This window comes from Flavobacterium sp. B114r (assembly GCF_056824125.1).
Genome location: NZ_CP124858.1, coordinates 183,902 through 200,137 on the forward strand (window position 1 = coordinate 183,902; position 16,236 = coordinate 200,137).

Consider the following 16,236-nt stretch of genomic DNA (forward strand, 5'->3'; position numbering starts at 1 on the left):
TAAGAGGCTGTCCGAAAAGTAATTTCGGGCAGTTTTTTTTTGTTTTACACATTGATTTTTCTTATATTTAAGTACTAAAATCAATGATTATGCAGCCAGTTTTTAAGCCTCATTCGGTTCACCAGCAAGATCTTTTTCCATTGAATTTAAATGATCTGATCCCAGAGAATCATTCTGCCCGATTAATAGACAGTGTTGTTGAACAGTTGGAAATTTCCGAGATTATATCACAGTTTAAAGGCGGTGGAAGATCCAGCTACCATCCTAAGATGTTATTGAAAATATTGTTTTACGGATATCTCAATAATACCTATTCCAGCCGAAAGCTGGCTAGAGCCGTGAAGGAGAATATATATTTTATGTGGCTCTCGGGAGGACTTCAGCCGGATTTTAGAACTATCAATGACTTTAGAGGAAAAAAATTAAAAGGGAATATCGAAAAACTTTTCAGCCAGGTCGTTCTGATGATGGTAGATTTAGAGCTCATTAGCCTGGAGAGACAATTTATTGATGGTACTAAAATAGAAGCCAACGCACATAAATACAGCTTTGTGTGGAAGAAAGCAGTTGAAAAACATAAAGACAGGCTTCAGGGAAAAATCGATGCTGTTCTGGCAGATATTGGTCAGGCTATCGAGTCAGACATTATGCATACTGATAACCAAACTGATACCAAGGTAGACAGTAAGAAATTAGAAGAAAAAATACACGAGATCAACCAAAGTGAAAAAAAGCAGAAGCTGAGTAAACAGCAGAACAAATCACTTCAAAAACTCGAGAAAGAACAGCTTGTAAAACTTAAAGAATATGAGAAACATCTCGAAATTCTGGGGGATAGAAACAGTTATTCGAAAACCGATACCGATGCTACTTTTATGCGCATGAAAGAAGATCATATGGGCAACGGACAATTAAAAGCGGGTTATAATATTCAGATTTCTACAGAAAATCAAATTATTACACATTACTCCACCCACCAGACTTCTACTGATTTTACCACATTAAAGACTCACTTAGAAGGATTCAAAAGCAACTACGGCAAACAATCTGCAAAAGTTATAGCCGATGCGGGCTATGGAAGTGAGGAAAATTATCAACTCCTTGAAGACAAAGAAATTGATTTTTTTGTTCCCTACAACATGTACCGTATCGAAGAGACCCGTAAGCATAAAAACAATTTATTCCACGCACAAAACCTGTTTCATAATAATGAGCAAGACTTTTTGGTTTGTCCAATGGGGCAGCAAATGCCTCGTATCTTTACTAAGAAATCAAAAACTACAACTGGTTTTGAACAGTATCATTCGGTATATGAGGCTTTAAATTGCGCAGGATGTCCTCTGCGGGGGCAATGCTTTAAAGCTAAGGGGAACAGACGGATAGAAATTAATCACAATCTTCAAAGACTGAAATTCAAGGCAAGAGAGAATTTAGAAAGTGAATTGGGCAGGGAAATTTATAGTAAAAGATGTATTGAACCAGAGCCGGTTTTTGGTAACATCAAGCAAAACAAAGGATTTAAAAGATTTACACTTACCAAAACAGCCAAAGTAAATACTGAATTTGGCCTGATTGCTATTGCTCACAACTTTTCTAAATGGATCGCTAAAATCCGTTTGGGCAATTTTAACCTCATTTTTGATCTCGTAGAAGCTTTAGAAAAGTTTATAGAAGACCATTTTAGCCCAAATTTACATTTTTCAAGAAACACTCTGTAAATTTACTAGTATAATAAAAGAAAGAGGTCGTCTTTTCAGACAACCTCATTTTATTTACCTACTGCTTTTTGCAAATGAGCCGGGTATCTATCTCCTTGTATTGTGGTTTGAGCAAAAGCATCGTCAATTTTTTTAACGTCTTCTGTCGATAAATTAATTGAGGCTCCACCAATATTTTCTGTTAATCGGTGTGATTTTGTTGTTCCCGGAATTGGTACAATCCAAGGTTTTTGTGCCAATAACCAACCTAAGGCAATTTGCGCTGGAGTTGCTTGCTTTTGAGAAGCAATTATCGCCAGTAAATCAACTAATTTCTGATTTGCTTTTCTGTTTTCTTCACTAAAACGAGGCAAAGTACTTCTAAAGTCCGTAGACTCAAAGCTTGTGTTTTCAGTAATCGCTCCGGTTAAAAAACCTCTTCCTAACGGGCTAAATGATACAAAACCAATTCCTAATTCTTCTAGTGCCGGCAAAATTTCTAATTCCGGTTCTCTCCACCAAATCGAATATTCGCTTTGCAAAGCTGTTACAGGTTGAACTGCGTGCGCTTTTCTAATAGAGGTCACGCTAGCTTCAGACATTCCAAAGTATTTTACTTTTCCTTCTTGTATTAGATCTCTTACCGTTCCGGCCACATCTTCTATTGGCACATTTTGATCTACTCTGTGTTGGTAAAACAAATCAATAACATCAGTTTTCAAACGTCTTAAAGATTCCTCGGCAACGGCCCTGATGTTTTCTGGTCGGCTATCTTGTCCGTTAAGTGCATTTCCTCCTTTAAAACCAAACTTTGTCGCAATAACAACTTCTTTTCTAAAGGGACTTAAAGCTTCTCCTACCAGTTCTTCGTTGGCAATTCCGTAAGCTTCGGCAGTATCAAAAAAGTTAATTCCCTGCTCGTGTGCTTCTCTGATTATTTTTATTGCCTGTTGTTTTTCTATCACCGCACCATAAGCAAAACTCAATCCCATACAACCTAATCCCAGTGCAGAAACTTCTAATCCTTGTGTTCCTAATATTCTCTTTTCCATAATTTCATTTTTTATATTAATTTTATTCAAAAAGTGGTAGCTACCGATTTTAGTATAATCCACTTTCCTTTTCGTTTTTCCAATTGCATTGTTTGCTGTAAACGCCAATTATTTCTGGTTCCCCAAATTCTGGCATCTAAAATGTTCTGACCAACAAACACCGCTTTATCTCCATCAATTGTTACTGAAGTTTTAACTTCCTGAAAGGAGTAATATTTCATTCGCTCACTTTCAATTTCAGAAAACCATTCTTCTTTTGACTGCACATATCCCGTAATATGTGTGAGCGTAAAGTTTGCATCCAAAATAGCATTGATTTCTATTGTATTCCTTTCAATCATCAACTGTGTCAATTGGCGCGTTATCTCCAGAATTTGCGATTTATTATCTGCTGTTTTATCCGTTTCCACACTATCGACTACCAATCCATTTTACAATTTCAGGATCGCGATGATCGAAGAAAACACTTTTTTTAGTATCTAAAATCGAAATTACATCCATATCTTCTAAAGATAATTCAAAATCAAAAATATCAATATTTTCAGCAATTCTTTCTTTTTTAACTGATTTCGGAATCGCCACAACTTCTCTCTGGATCAACCAGCGCAAGATAATTTGTGCTACACTTTTATTGTATTTACCCGCTATTGAAACCAATAATTTGTTGGTAAACATATTATTTCGACCTTCTGCAAATGGTCCCCAACTTTCTATTTGCACTTTGTTTTCTTTCAAAAAATTTTGTGTCTCAATTTGCTGATGAAAAGGATGTGTCTCAATTTGATTAACAGCCGGAACTATTTTGTTATGAATAATCAGATCCAGCAAACGGTCCGGATAAAAATTACTTACGCCAATAGCTTTTATTCTCCCCTCTTCATATAATTCTTCCATTGCGCGCCATGAACCGTAAACATCTCCATAAGGCTGATGAATTAAGTACAAATCAAGATACTCTAATTGTAGTTTTTCTAACGAAGTTTCAAACGCTTTTTTAGTTTTTTCGTAACCTGTGTCTGAAACCCAAAGTTTTGTAGTAATAAACAAATCTTCACGTGGCACTCTGCTTTTTTGAATGGCTTTCCCTACCGCTTCTTCATTACCGTAAGCCGTAGCGGTATCAATTAATCTATAACCTGCTTCGATAGCATTTAGCACACTTTTTTCACATTCGTCAGCATCTGGAATTTGATAAACCCCAAATCCTAACAATGGCATTTCGAGACCGTTATTTAAAATAATATTTTTCACTTTATATAATTTATAGTAGTTAAAAAAAGTTAAGAGCTTACTATTTATTCTTCAGATAAACCGAGTAATCCTTCATTAAGTCTTGCTCCCTGAAAAGTTATTTTTGCAAGTCCTTCTTCTATTTCCTGTAAATCTTTTATCGAAAGTTCGACAGCTGCAGATTTAATATTATCATCTAAATATTCTATTTTATCCATTCCGGGAATTGGCACTATAAAAGGCTTTTGAGCTAATAACCACGCCAAGGCTATTTGCACAGGTGTGGCATTATTTCTATTAGCAATTTTTGTCAGCAACTCCACAACAGGCATATTTGCTCTAATGGCTTCCGAAGTAAAACGTGGGAAAGCAGCACGTAAATCTGTATCGCTGTCAAATTTGGTGTCCGGCGTAATTTTACCTGTCAAAAAACCAGTACCAATTGGCCCCCACGGCACAAAACCAATTCCTAATGCGTCACATAATGGCAAAACTTTTACTTCCGGCTCTCTTGTCCAGATCGAATACTGGTTCTGAACTGCTGAAACCGGCTGAATCTCATGGGCACGCTGAATCGTTTCTGCACCCGCTTCTGAAAGTCCAAAGTATTTTACTTTTCCTTCCTGAATCAAATCTTTTATGGTTCCTGCAACATCTTCGATTGGCACATTTGGATCTACCCGATGTTGGTATAATAAATCAACATAATCTGTTTGTAATCGTTTTAAGGAGGCTTCAACCACTTTGCGAATGTGTTCCGGTTTGCTGTTAATTCCGGTATCCGAAATCATTCCGAATTTTGTTGCAATAACAACTTCTTTTCGAAAAGGTTTCAATGATTCTCCTACTAACTCTTCGTTTGTAAAAGGTCCGTAAGCTTCTGCAGTATCAAAAAAAGTGATTCCTTTTTCATATGCTGAACGAATTACTTTAATTCCTTCGTTTATATCAACTGCTTTTCCTGTTCCAAAACTCAGGTTCATACATCCCATTCCTAATGCAGAAGCTTCTAATCCTTGTGTTCCTAATATTCTTGTTTTCATATTGCTTTTTTTTGACTAAATTGTCTATCATCTTGTCAATACAAAGTTCATTCAATATTAAAAGCTTTCTTTTATACAAATTACTGTTATTAATACCATTTTTACTGATTAGAATTATCACGCTAAGTTATTAATAATCTGAGTAGTATATTTGCATTAATAATTTTAAAAGTTGCATCATGGATCCTATTATAAAACTCGAAAAAATCGCTCAGTACAATCAATTTAAAGGTATTGAAACGCAACATCCTTTAATAAGTGTTTTTGATAACTCTGCAACAAAAGCATTACCCAATCATACGCGCATGCATTTTGGGTTTTATGCCATATTCCTGAAGGCCGGAAATTGCGGCGAATTAAAATATGGCCGCAATAATTATGATTATGATGATGGTACAATGGTGTTTGTTTCGCCCGGACAAGTTATTGAAGTAAATAACCCCGAAGATTATCATCCTACAGGATTAGCGATTCTATTTCATCCTGATCTGATAAAAGGCACTTCGCTGGCAAAAAACATGAGTCAGTATTCTTTCTTTTCTTATGAATCGCATGAAGCTCTTCATTTATCTTTAAAAGAACAGCAAATAATAAAAGATTTATTTAGTAAATTACAATACGAATTAAGCCAGTCTATTGATAAACATAGCAAAAGCATTATAAGTAATAATATAGAGTTGGTACTAAATTATTGTGTTCGCTTTTATGACAGACAATTCATTACCAGAGAAAATATTAATACTGACGTTTTATCAAAATTTGAAAATTTATTACAGGATTATTTTCAATCTGAAAGTGCACAAGATACAGGTTTACCTTCGGTGGGATATTTTGCAGATCGTTTGCATCTTTCGGCTAATTATTTTGGCGATTTAATAAAAAAAGAAACAGGCAAATCAGCTCAGGAACACATTCAGTTAAAGTTGATAAATGTGGCGAAAGAACGAATTTTCGATACTGATAAATCAGTCAGTCAAATTGCGTTTGAACTGGGTTTTAAATATCCACAGCACTTTAATAGAATGTTTAAAAAGAATACGGGTTTTACACCAATTGAATACAGAAATTTAAACTAAAAAATCATAAACCAAATTTCATAAACCACAAGAATGCTAGAGAATTTCCCTTTTTATTTAGGTTTGTTAATTGTTATTTTATTACTGATTATGTTGGCCAATAAAATAAAAGTAGCTTATCCGATATTGTTGGTATTGGCCGGATTGGCAATCAGCTTTATCCCAAAGGTGCCTTTAATACAAATCGAACCTGATTTAATATTCTTTATATTTCTGCCTCCTTTACTGTACGAAGCGGCCTGGACGGTTTCATGGAAAGAAATGTGGCGCTGGCGACGCATTATTACCAGTTTTGCCTTTGTAGTTGTTTTTGTTTCGGCATTATCTGTTGCCTTAGTTGCTAATTATATTATTCCCGGATTTTCATTGGCGCTTGGTTTTGTCTTGGGCGGAATTGTATCTCCTCCGGATGCAGTAAGTGCCGGTGCTATTTTGAAATTTGTAAAAGTACCCAAAACTATTTCATCAATTTTAGAAGGCGAAAGTTTGCTGAATGACGCCTCTTCTTTAATTATTTTCAGATTTGCAATGATTGCCGTTGCAACAGAGCAATTTATATTTTATAAAGCCGCCGTTAGTTTTAGCTGGATGATTTTTGGCGGAGTTGGAATTGGGTTATTAATTGGCTGGCTTTTTATGAAAGCGCACAAATATTTGCCTACAGATGCAAATGTCGATATTGTTTTGTCTTTGCTTACACCCTATATTATTTATCTGGCTGCCGAAGAAGTTCATAGTTCCGGTGTATTGGCCGTAGTATGTGGCGGATTGCTTTTGTCTAATAACCGACACCGATTTTTGAGCAGTAAATCTCGTTTGCAGGGCATCAATGTTTGGCAAAGCCTTACTTTTATTCTGAATGGTTTTGTGTTTATGCTGATTGGCTTAGATCTGCCACAAATTACAAACGGTCTTAAAGTCGAAGATGTTAGCATTTCGTCCGCAATTGGTTATGGCGTTCTGATAACATTTGTCTTAATAATCAGTAGAATGATATCTTCTTACGGAGCCGTTTTGGTGACGCTTGTTGCACGAAATTTTATCACGGTTGCTGACAGCAGAAATCCCGGTTATAAAACTCCGTTTATACTGGGCTGGACGGGAATGAGAGGTGTTGTATCATTGGCTGCTGCCTTATCTATACCTGTTTATCTTAATAATGGCAACGGTTTTCCGCAACGGAACCTCATCTTGTTTATCACGTTTATCGTTATTCTTTTAACTCTGGTAATTCAGGGACTCACATTGCCTTATTTTATTAAAAAAATCAATCTTACTGATATGTATGATCCTCTGCCAAAAGAAGAAGCTCATAATAACCTGCGCCACGAATTAGCCGAATTTGCTTTAGATTATCTAAAGAGTAATTACAGCGATCAGATCGAAAGCAATTCTTCGCTACAGCATCTTATCCAGAAATGGGAACAATACAGCAATGGCATTGATGACGAACAAATAGGAAAAGAACTTAAAGTAATCTATCTCGACTTATTAGACAAGCAAAGGCAATGGCTGATTAATAAAAACAAAGAAGATCAAACTCTTGATGAAACCATTATAAGACGACAAATGCATTATTTAGATATCGAAGAAGAGAAACTAAGGTATATTTAGCATTAATTTTACTGCTATTTCACCTCGAAATTGGTCATTATTTATTTTTTGAAATCAGGAATTTTCTCGGTCAAATTCTTCCAATATCGTTTTGGCATATGCTGAAGATGAAGTCGCATGTTCTTTCTCGATTCAATATTGACACTGCTGAAATAACGTTTCCAAAGATTTTGAAAAAATTCTTCCTTTTCGTCACAGATTTCAGTTAAGAATTTCGAAGAAGCAGCTTCCGGATTGAATTGCAATTGTACGGTTGCAACATTTTCGAGGTCATAATAAATTCCATATTTGCGCTTTGCATCATATATTAACCAACGCTGATCTGCGTAACGGTTTTTAAAATGGCTTTCTATAAGTGGTAACACATCACAATCCGGCTCAACAATGGCATAATACAATTGATCTTTGGTTAATTTGAACCGCACAAATGCTTCCATTCGGTGACTTTCTTTGCCCGTTAATCGAGCCGCCTTTTTTATATCTAAAACTGTACTGTTGCTTAAATCTCTTTCTATATTTATTGAACTGGCGAGTACATATTTTACAAACTGAAACATTGTTTCCTCTATCTGATTTACTTCTGATAAAAAAGCTTTGTAAATATTCGAAATTCCTTCTGCCGACAGGCGTTTTTGTAAACCACTTAAAACGCGCTTTGCTTTGTCAGGATCTGTTGTTACAAAATGAGTGGTTGAAAAAAGCAAAGAATTAGAAACTTCGTTTTTTACAAAAACAATATCGCCAAGCTTATATTCGTAAATTTCAAATACAGCTGTGAGCCATCCTTCATAAGTTGCGTCATAAATTACTTGTGTCATTTAATTTAATTCAGTTATTACAATTACTTCGTATGTTCGCTTGCACGAAATTAAACACATAGAAACATAGATTTATATCTAAAAAAGAAATACATTTCTTTCGCGTAGCTATGTGCATTTTAATCAAGTGCAACGATTTATTTAATAAAAAAAGGCTACGTTTCTATGTTTTAAAAATTACAGCATGACATTTAATCAACTAAAATAAAGCAAGTTGATTTGAGAAATCATTTTTATACTTACTCTTTTGAGAATTTAAAATCTGACTTTTGATTTGTATAGAAGTTAAATCTTTCTGCATTTGAAACGGTGTTGCAAATGCCAGAAAATATTTGGCACGGGTATAAGCAATTCCTAACTTTTGCAAATCCTGTGGCATCAGTTTTTTAAATTGTCTTGCAGCGACTATTTTAGTGGCACTTAAAAAACCAATACCGGGAATGCGTTTTATAAGTTCTAAATCTGCGGTGTTTATATCTACAGGAAATTGATTCAGATTTCGCAAAGCCCATCCTAGTTTAGGATCAATATCCAGATCGAGATTTGGTTGATTGAACCCAACAATCTCATTTACATTAAATCCATAATATCGTATTAGCCAATCGGCCTGATACAAACGGTTTTCGCGTATAATAGGAACCGGTGTTCCAATTGCAGGAAGACGATTGTCATTACTTATTGGCACATATCCGGAATAATACACACGTTTCATATTCATTTGCTGATAGAAATAATCTGCCATGCCCAATATTTCAAGATCACTCTCTTTTGTTGCACCAATAACCATTTGGGTACTTTGACCTGCAGGAGCAAAAAGCGGCGCTTTGTAATTGAGTTTTTTTTCTTCCCGATAACCAACAATTTCATTCTTGAGGTATTCCATGGGTTTGATCACGTCGATATGATTTTTATCCGGCGCCAGTAATTTAAGGCTTTGTTCTGTTGGCATTTCGACATTTACACTCAGACGGTCGGCATACATTCCGGCTTCTTTCAACAATTGGTCACTAGCTCCGGGAATCGCTTTAAGGTGAATATAACCATTAAAATTGTGCTCTAATCGTAATTTCTTCGCTATTCGAACCAAGCGTTCCATTGTATAATCGGCATTGTCAAAGATGCCGGAACTCAAAAAAAGTCCTTCTATATAATTTCTTCTGTAAAAACCGATAGTAAGATCAACCACCTCATCTACTGTAAAAGCAGCACGTTTTATATCGTTGCTTTTTCGGCTTACACAATATGCACAGTCAAAAATACAATGATTGGTCAGCAGGATTTTCAGTAAAGAGACGCAACGTCCGTCTTCGGTAAACGAATGACAAATGCCATATCCTTTAGAATCTCCCAATCCTTTGTCTTTATTCTTTCTATTGCTTAAAGCTGATGAACATGATACGTCATATTTTGCAGCATCGGCCAATATGCCCAACTTCTCCATCACTCTTTCATGTACCATTTTGAACCTTTTTAGTGGTTAAGGAATTAAATTTGTTTGACCTCAAAACTACTATTTTGCGATACAAAAATCCTGAAATCCGTTGTTCTAAATTGTACCAAATTTCAATAAGACAATCTCAACTCACTTTCAACTACAATAATAACCCACTGATTATAAAAACTTTAATACGTAGAAAAATAGCTTTACTTGCTTAAAAAAGGCGTTTCATTTATTTAAAACACACATAACTATATATCGAGAAGAAATATATTTCTTTTTGTCTCTGCGACACATAAAATCTATGTTTCTATGTATTTATTTTTTCAAGGCCCAAACGAAGAATCATCCAAACCAGTTAATAATAAATCAAAGTCCAATTTTTCCTTCTGCCCAATACGGCTGCGTATAGATTTTTTTATTTAGAACACCTTTTTCTTTTAAGACTTTTCTAAAGGCCTGAATTGACTTCGCATTTCCCATTAAATAAAATTGTCCATGCTGCCATAAATCCCAAATTTTAGGATCTAATTTATTCAGCATTTCGATTGCAAATTCGGCTTTTATGTTTGTTTTTTGCACGATATCCACTTCAAGTCCCAACATCTTTGGGATTTCAGCGGTACTTGCATCTAATTCTAAAATGCCTAAATAATTATTTTCGCCGGCATTAATTTCGTCTTTGATACTTTTAAAAACGCTGATACAAGTTTCATCTCCATAAAAGAAATGATACTTTTCTTCCTTTTTAAAAAACTCAAAACCTCGCGGTAATCCCACTGTTACCTGATCATTGGGTTTTAAGTTTTCTACAAAATAACTTCCGGGACCGTTTTTATGAATATGAAAAATAACTTCAAACCATCCTTGTGCACTATTCCATTTACTGGGCGTGTAATTGCGATAATTTGTATCATCTATTCTAATGACTATGGCTTGTCCTATTTTAAAATTAATGTGGGGAAAATGACCTCTGAACTGGATCATTTTTACATTTTCGCTGAGCATTTTAGTCGCTGCAACGCTTACTTTGCAAATCTTGCTAGTAAACGCCAGTTCCATAAAATCTCCAATAATCTTGGGCATCGAATTCATAATGGTATGTTTTAATTTCGATACAAAATTGAAACTAAAACAAAAAGAATTAATTGAAGAAGAAATAGGGATGATTGGACTATTCGCGGAATTTTAACCGGAAGGCTAAAGGTGTTTCACCGTTTATTTTTTTAAACAATCTGGAGAAATAAGTATGATCCTCAAATCCTAACATAAAAGCGATTTCCTTTACATCATTATCTGTGTAGTACAATAATCGTTGCGCTTCTAAAATCATGGCGTTCTGAAGCCAATACGTTACCGATTTTCCCGTCGCAACATTCACACAATAATTTAAATGCGAAGTGGTGACATTTAATTTTTCAGCAAAGAAAGAGGGACTTTCTAAAAAAGTAAAATCAGATAGTAATTTTTTAAAATTAGAATAAATCTGTACCGCTTGATTTTTAATTTCCGTTGTTAACTTATTTGATTCTGAATATATATTTACAAAACGATAGACCAAAGCACTAAAAAGACCATTGACAATAGGTGTTTTATTCGAAGTACTATTTTCAAAAGAACGGTGTAGCAACGACACCGTTTCTAAAACATCTTTCTTCTGAAATTTATCAATTTTACTGACCTGATTCGCAATTTTCAAGTTCTGAAAAACGGTAGCACAATTATTCGGAATTAAAAATGGTGCCACACCTATGTAATATCCGGCAGCATCAGGCGAAATAAATTGTGGCGAATGAATTTGAAATGGCTTAATAACGACAACACTTTGAGCATTTATCTTTACATCTACCATATCACATTTCATGATGACTTTTCCTTTTGTGAGCACAAAAAAAATATAAAAATCATCCCGATGTGCTCCTAATTTTTTTATAACATCAGAATCTTTTACTAATACAGATAACTCACCAATATAGATCCCTCCTACTGCTTCTGATCTCTGGTTGTAAATAGGAATTTTCAAGTTTGAATCTTTTTTAAAATTATAAGTACGTAAACTTTATGACGGATGATGTTATACAAACTTAGAAAATTAATTCTAAAATGATTTTCAATATTCTTTAATAGGCCTGGAAATACAAAAAGCCTTTAACCACAAACGGATTAAAGGCTTTTATTTCTTTATCTAAAATATTAGTGAAGCTTAGAAAGTCACAAATTTCACTCCTAAACTAAACCATCTCGAAGGAAGAGGAACTGCTCCTACTTCATAATATGTGGTATTGAAGATGTTTTGTGCATCGACATAAACTGTTACTTTTTTGATCGCCTGACTTACTCTAAAATCATTTACCCAATAAGATGGTCCGGTTACTCTCTGACTGAAACGAGTCGCAAATAAAGCAGTAAAATTTTTATGCTGAAAATCTATTGTATTGGTTATTTGATGTTCTAATGATGAAACCAGATATTTAGAATAAACTACCGGAATAACATCCTGAAATTTGAAATCTAAATACGAATACGCCAGATTGATATTTAATCTCGAATTCGCAGAAAAGTGTGTACTATAATTGGTACGCAGGTTAAAACCGTTTGTATTCAGATTGCCATAGTTATTACTCTGGTAAGGTTCTGTGGTAACATTTCTGGTCCAGTCGATAAAATTGTTGATTTTTCTATAGAAATAATTGGCATTAAAAGTAAAATCGCGTTTGATGTATTTGAATCCTACTTCGCTCTGAAAAGCATTTTCGGTTTCAAGATTAGGATTTCCTATGTTTCCCGGACGCTGGTTGAGGTATAAATCCGTAAACGAAGGAATACGCTGACTTGTCCCGATGTTCCCTATGATCTTAAAAGCATCTGTTATGGCGTAACTGGCATCAAGCCCAGGATAGACCTGCCATTTGTAATCTGAATTATAATTAAGATAAGCTCCTAAATTTACATCCAGTTTTTCTATAAAAGTGGTTCTGTATTGTAGATAAAGTCCGTAATTTTCACGATTATGTTCTCCAATATTAGACGAACTTATGTCCTCACTTCTTGCTTCTGCACCAAATCCTAGTTCACCATTTTCCATCTTGTACGATGTGTTAACTTCTGCAGCAAATGAATTGGTATAATGCTGGCTTCTTCCGGCATTTAAGTTTGCAATTCCGTAATAGCGGTAGTCGTCATAATTGTATCGGTAACTCAATCTTGGCATCAATGTCCATTTTTCAGACAACTGATGTTTAGATTGTACAGATGCAAATGTAGTTTGCACGACTTCACTTGAATTCTTATCGCCTGGTGCTGCATAAAATCCGTTGGCACCAAAACCGTTATTGATGTAACCAAACGAACTTAAAATTTCATTTTTATCGTTGAGTTGGTAATTACCCTGATAGAATATTTTATTGTTTTCGAAAGCCGTATTGTATCTATATCCGTTGCTTTTATCGTGAGAAGCAAAAAGTGAATGTTGCTGTTTCTCTTTGCTCAAAACACCGCCCACCTGAATTCCGGTACCGTAAAATGTATCTCCGGTATCCTGGGTGTCTTTTTCGAAATTCGATCCTGCATAAGAATTTACCATAAATCCTGATTTTGTTGGCTTTTTGGTAATAATATTAATCGCTCCGGTCAGACTATTAATCCCGTAAGTAAGCGCTGCCGGACCACGAATGATTTCGATTCTCTCGATAACCTCAACCGGAATAGGCAGGTTTAGCATATTGTGTGCCGTTTGGGAATCTATTATTTTAGTTCCGTTCAGAAGAACAACGGTTTGCTCAAAGCTTCCGCCATCAACACTGACGTCAGCCTGACTTCCAAACGGTCCTCTTTGTCTTAGATCGACGCCATTGGCATATTGCAGAATTTCCTGAACAGATCGTCCCGGCAGTTTTGCAATTGTTGCTTTATCAATTACATATACGTTTCTGTTTTTCTTAGATATTGGCGTACTAAACCTATTTTCATGAATAATTACTTCATCAATATTAATGGTATCTTTTTGCACCTGAGCTTGTAAACTAACACATATCAGAGTCAGTGCAGCAAAATAAAGTTTTGTCATTTGTTTTAATTTTTTGCAAAAGTAGTATCTTGCCGTACTACTAATGTGTACCAGTTTTATAAAAATGGATAGTCCGGTTCAAATTCCTTTCAAAAGTTTCATTCAGCTTAAGCCTGAAGAAGCGACTGCTTTATATCTGCAAATCGTTTTTGAATTTATAAAAGCGATACAAATTGGTTTACTTCCTGAGGGCACAAAACTTCCGGGAACCCGCATATTATGCAAACTTTTATGCGTTAACAGAAACACATTGATCAAAGCTTTTCAGGATTTAGAATTACAAGGATGGATTGAAATTTTACCCAATAAAGGAACTTTTATCTTATCTGAAAAACAACAAAAAAACAAGGCGGAATTTACTTCTGAAGAAAACAAAAATGTTGCAAAAGCATCTACAGGTTTTACTTTCAAGCATTCTACTATTCTCGAAAACCCTAAAGAAGTAAGTACTTTGCCTTATCAATTCAACGATGGTTTACCTGATCTGCGACTTGTTCAAACAGATGTGCTGGCAAGATTGTACGTTTCTAAACTAAAGAGACAAAAAAGTACCAAAACTGGCGAACAATTTCAGACACAATCTCATTTCAATTTTAAAACCCAGTTTTCTAATTTTTTAAATCTAACGAGAGGTATTCGGATTTCAACATCAAATTTGCTCACTACAAGCAGTCATGAAATTAGTTTGTATCTGGTTACCAAATTACTTATTTCGCCTGGCGATAAGGTAGTTGTTGCTTCTCCGGGTTACTACATATCAAATATGACATTGTCTGATAGCGGAGCTCAAATTATGACAATACCTGTTGACAAGGAGGGAATCAATACGGAACAACTGAGACAAATTTGCGAGGAACACCAAATCAGGATTTTATATCTTACCTCAAATTACCATTATCCAACGACCACTTCTCTTAGCGCCAAAAGAAGAATGGAGGTATTAGAATTGGCCAATCGTTATGGTTTTGTGATTATCGAAGATGATTATGACTTTGATTTTCATTACGACAATAATCCCGTTTTACCTCTTGCCGCTTTAGATTCAAACGAAAGAGTTGTTTATATCGGATCATTTGGCAGATCATTACCGGCAGGTTTTGGTTATGGTTTTATTGCCGCGCCATCGGCATTTATAAAAGAACTCGAAAAGCATCAAAATATTCTCGAACCGGGAATAGATGTCATCAAAGAACAGGTTTTAACGGAATGGATCAAGGAAGGTGAAGTGCATCGCCTTTCTAAGAAAAATAAAAAGGTATATAAGGAGCGCAGGGATTATTTTATTTTATTATTAAAAGAAAAGTTAGACGGGAGAATCAAATTTCAGATTCCAGTTCGGGGTTTGGCGATTTGGGTAGAATGGCTGGATAATTTTAATTTGATAAAATTACAAAAGCAATGTGCTGCAAATGGATTATTCTTGCCAAAGACGGTTTTATATCAAACCAAAAATCTAACAGCAACACGTTTAGGTTTTGGACATTTAGATGAAACAGAAATGGAGAATGCTGTAGCAATTTTACGCCAATCTCTCGAAGCTATTCTTTAAACAATACAATTAATGCTTTCTAATAATGTCGCATTAAAATAAAAAAATGATATGGAAATAGAACAAATTCTCGATCAAATATATGCATTACCTGAAACTTCAAAATTGAAACTTCAAAATTGTGTGACTGAAATAAATTATCCTAAAGGGCATCTTTTATTGAGGGCTGACAAAATTGAAACGAATATTTATTTTATCCGAAAAGGGATTGCAAGGGCTTATTCTAATCGGGATGATAATGAAGTTACTTTCTGGTTTGGTAAAGAAGGCGATACGGTTTTATCGATGAAGAGTTATGTTGCCAACCAAAAAGGATATGAGGATATCGAACTTTTGGAAGATTGTGAATTGTATGAATTGAAATCTGAAAAGCTGCAAAAGCTCTTTCAGGAAGATATTCATATTGCCAATTGGGGACGAAAGTTTGCAGAAAAGGAATTGGTAAAAACCGAAGAACGCCTTATTTCTCGTCAATTTAGAACTGCTACAGAACGCTACAAAGAACTTCTTATTGATTATCCACATTTAATTCAGCGTGTACAATTAGGTCATATTGCTTCTTATCTGGGCATTTCCCAAGTAAGCCTGAGCAGAATTCGCGCCGACATTAAATAACTTTTATTTTTTAACAAATGTAAAATGCTCTCCGAATC

The 16,236-nt window shown here is 35.0% G+C and carries 14 protein-coding genes; 5 read left to right on the forward strand and 9 right to left on the reverse strand.

Going from position 1 to position 16,236, the window contains the following annotated elements; translation table 11 throughout:
- Positions 1 to 83: 83 nt before the first annotated feature.
- Positions 84 to 1,718: an IS1182 family transposase gene (locus QLQ94_RS00905; protein ID WP_072959494.1), complete on the forward strand. Its 1,635-nt coding sequence runs from the start codon at positions 84 to 86 to the stop codon at positions 1,716 to 1,718.
- Between the two features lie 50 nt (positions 1,719 to 1,768).
- On the opposite strand, the gene QLQ94_RS00910 is transcribed toward QLQ94_RS00905, so the two are convergent.
- Genes QLQ94_RS00910 through QLQ94_RS00925 form a run of 4 tightly spaced genes read right to left on the reverse strand, consistent with a single transcriptional unit; the run spans position 1,769 to position 5,022 of the window.
- Positions 1,769 to 2,749 (reverse strand): aldo/keto reductase, encoded by a 981-nt coding sequence (locus QLQ94_RS00910; RefSeq protein ID WP_271335246.1) that lies wholly within the window; start codon positions 2,747 to 2,749, stop codon positions 1,769 to 1,771.
- Positions 2,750 to 2,775: 26 nt separating this feature from the next.
- Positions 2,776 to 3,174 carry a nuclear transport factor 2 family protein gene (locus QLQ94_RS00915; RefSeq protein ID WP_271335247.1) on the reverse strand — a complete coding sequence of 133 codons (399 nt, stop codon included), beginning with the start codon at positions 3,172 to 3,174 and terminating at the stop codon, positions 2,776 to 2,778.
- Positions 3,161 to 4,000 (reverse strand): aldo/keto reductase, encoded by an 840-nt coding sequence (locus tag QLQ94_RS00920; RefSeq protein WP_271335248.1) that lies wholly within the window; start codon positions 3,998 to 4,000, stop codon positions 3,161 to 3,163. Before QLQ94_RS00920 ends, QLQ94_RS00915 begins: the two co-directional genes overlap by 14 nt.
- A 44-nt stretch (positions 4,001 to 4,044) precedes the next feature.
- Positions 4,045 to 5,022: an aldo/keto reductase gene (locus QLQ94_RS00925; RefSeq protein ID WP_482498868.1), complete on the reverse strand. Its 978-nt coding sequence runs from the start codon at positions 5,020 to 5,022 to the stop codon at positions 4,045 to 4,047.
- A 179-nt stretch (positions 5,023 to 5,201) separates the two neighbouring features.
- Between QLQ94_RS00925 and QLQ94_RS00930 the strand changes: the two genes are divergently transcribed.
- Positions 5,202 to 6,098: a helix-turn-helix domain-containing protein gene (locus tag QLQ94_RS00930; RefSeq protein ID WP_482498870.1), complete on the forward strand. Its 897-nt coding sequence runs from the start codon at positions 5,202 to 5,204 to the stop codon at positions 6,096 to 6,098.
- Positions 6,099 to 6,131: 33 nt separating this feature from the next.
- Entirely contained in the window at positions 6,132 to 7,712 is a 1,581-nt protein-coding gene (locus QLQ94_RS00935; RefSeq protein WP_271335251.1) for a Na+/H+ antiporter, read from the forward strand.
- Positions 7,713 to 7,753: 41 nt separating this feature from the next.
- Here QLQ94_RS00935 and QLQ94_RS00940 read toward each other — a convergent pair whose 3' ends face one another.
- The 5 genes from QLQ94_RS00940 to QLQ94_RS00960 all read right to left on the reverse strand — a co-directional run bounded on the left by QLQ94_RS00940 (position 7,754) and on the right by QLQ94_RS00960 (position 14,034).
- Positions 7,754 to 8,530 (reverse strand): TIGR03915 family putative DNA repair protein, encoded by a 777-nt coding sequence (locus tag QLQ94_RS00940; protein ID WP_271335252.1) that lies wholly within the window; start codon positions 8,528 to 8,530, stop codon positions 7,754 to 7,756.
- Between the two features lie 199 nt (positions 8,531 to 8,729).
- Positions 8,730 to 9,989 carry a putative DNA modification/repair radical SAM protein gene (locus QLQ94_RS00945; RefSeq protein ID WP_271335253.1) on the reverse strand — a complete coding sequence of 420 codons (1,260 nt, stop codon included), beginning with the start codon at positions 9,987 to 9,989 and terminating at the stop codon, positions 8,730 to 8,732.
- 348 nt (positions 9,990 to 10,337) lie between these two features.
- Entirely contained in the window at positions 10,338 to 11,063 is a 726-nt protein-coding gene (locus QLQ94_RS00950) for a siderophore-interacting protein (RefSeq protein WP_271335254.1), read from the reverse strand.
- 79 nt (positions 11,064 to 11,142) lie between these two features.
- Positions 11,143 to 11,991, reverse strand: coding sequence for a helix-turn-helix domain-containing protein (locus tag QLQ94_RS00955; protein ID WP_271335255.1), 849 nt, complete (start codon positions 11,989 to 11,991; stop codon positions 11,143 to 11,145).
- Positions 11,992 to 12,171: 180 nt separating this feature from the next.
- Entirely contained in the window at positions 12,172 to 14,034 is a 1,863-nt protein-coding gene (locus tag QLQ94_RS00960; RefSeq protein ID WP_271335256.1) for a TonB-dependent receptor plug domain-containing protein, read from the reverse strand.
- Between the two features lie 64 nt (positions 14,035 to 14,098).
- Between QLQ94_RS00960 and QLQ94_RS00965 the strand changes: the two genes are divergently transcribed.
- Positions 14,099 to 15,583 carry an aminotransferase-like domain-containing protein gene (locus QLQ94_RS00965; RefSeq protein WP_271335257.1) on the forward strand — a complete coding sequence of 495 codons (1,485 nt, stop codon included), beginning with the start codon at positions 14,099 to 14,101 and terminating at the stop codon, positions 15,581 to 15,583.
- Positions 15,584 to 15,634: 51 nt separating this feature from the next.
- A complete protein-coding gene (locus QLQ94_RS00970) occupies positions 15,635 to 16,198 on the forward strand; it encodes a Crp/Fnr family transcriptional regulator (RefSeq protein WP_271335258.1) in 564 nt (187 codons plus the stop codon).
- The last annotated feature ends 38 nt before the right edge of the window (positions 16,199 to 16,236 follow it).

Excerpts from the sequence above, each read along its gene's own strand:
- QLQ94_RS00970 (WP_271335258.1), top strand. The coding sequence starts at position 15,635 with ATGGAAATAGAACAAATTCTCGATCAAATATATGCATTACCTGAAACT.
- QLQ94_RS00950 (WP_271335254.1), bottom strand. The coding sequence starts at position 11,063 with ATGAATTCGATGCCCAAGATTATTGGAGATTTTATGGAACTGGCGTTT.
- QLQ94_RS00910 (WP_271335246.1), bottom strand. The coding sequence starts at position 2,749 with ATGGAAAAGAGAATATTAGGAACACAAGGATTAGAAGTTTCTGCACTG.
- QLQ94_RS00965 (WP_271335257.1), top strand. The coding sequence starts at position 14,099 with ATGGATAGTCCGGTTCAAATTCCTTTCAAAAGTTTCATTCAGCTTAAG.
- QLQ94_RS00940 (WP_271335252.1), bottom strand. The coding sequence starts at position 8,530 with ATGACACAAGTAATTTATGACGCAACTTATGAAGGATGGCTCACAGCT.
- QLQ94_RS00930 (WP_482498870.1), top strand. The coding sequence starts at position 5,202 with ATGGATCCTATTATAAAACTCGAAAAAATCGCTCAGTACAATCAATTT.
- QLQ94_RS00925 (WP_482498868.1), bottom strand. The coding sequence starts at position 5,022 with ATGAAAACAAGAATATTAGGAACACAAGGATTAGAAGCTTCTGCATTA.
- QLQ94_RS00935 (WP_271335251.1), top strand. The coding sequence starts at position 6,132 with ATGCTAGAGAATTTCCCTTTTTATTTAGGTTTGTTAATTGTTATTTTA.
- QLQ94_RS00960 (WP_271335256.1), bottom strand. The coding sequence starts at position 14,034 with ATGACAAAACTTTATTTTGCTGCACTGACTCTGATATGTGTTAGTTTA.
- QLQ94_RS00905 (WP_072959494.1), top strand. The coding sequence starts at position 84 with ATGATTATGCAGCCAGTTTTTAAGCCTCATTCGGTTCACCAGCAAGAT.
- QLQ94_RS00945 (WP_271335253.1), bottom strand. The coding sequence starts at position 9,989 with ATGGTACATGAAAGAGTGATGGAGAAGTTGGGCATATTGGCCGATGCT.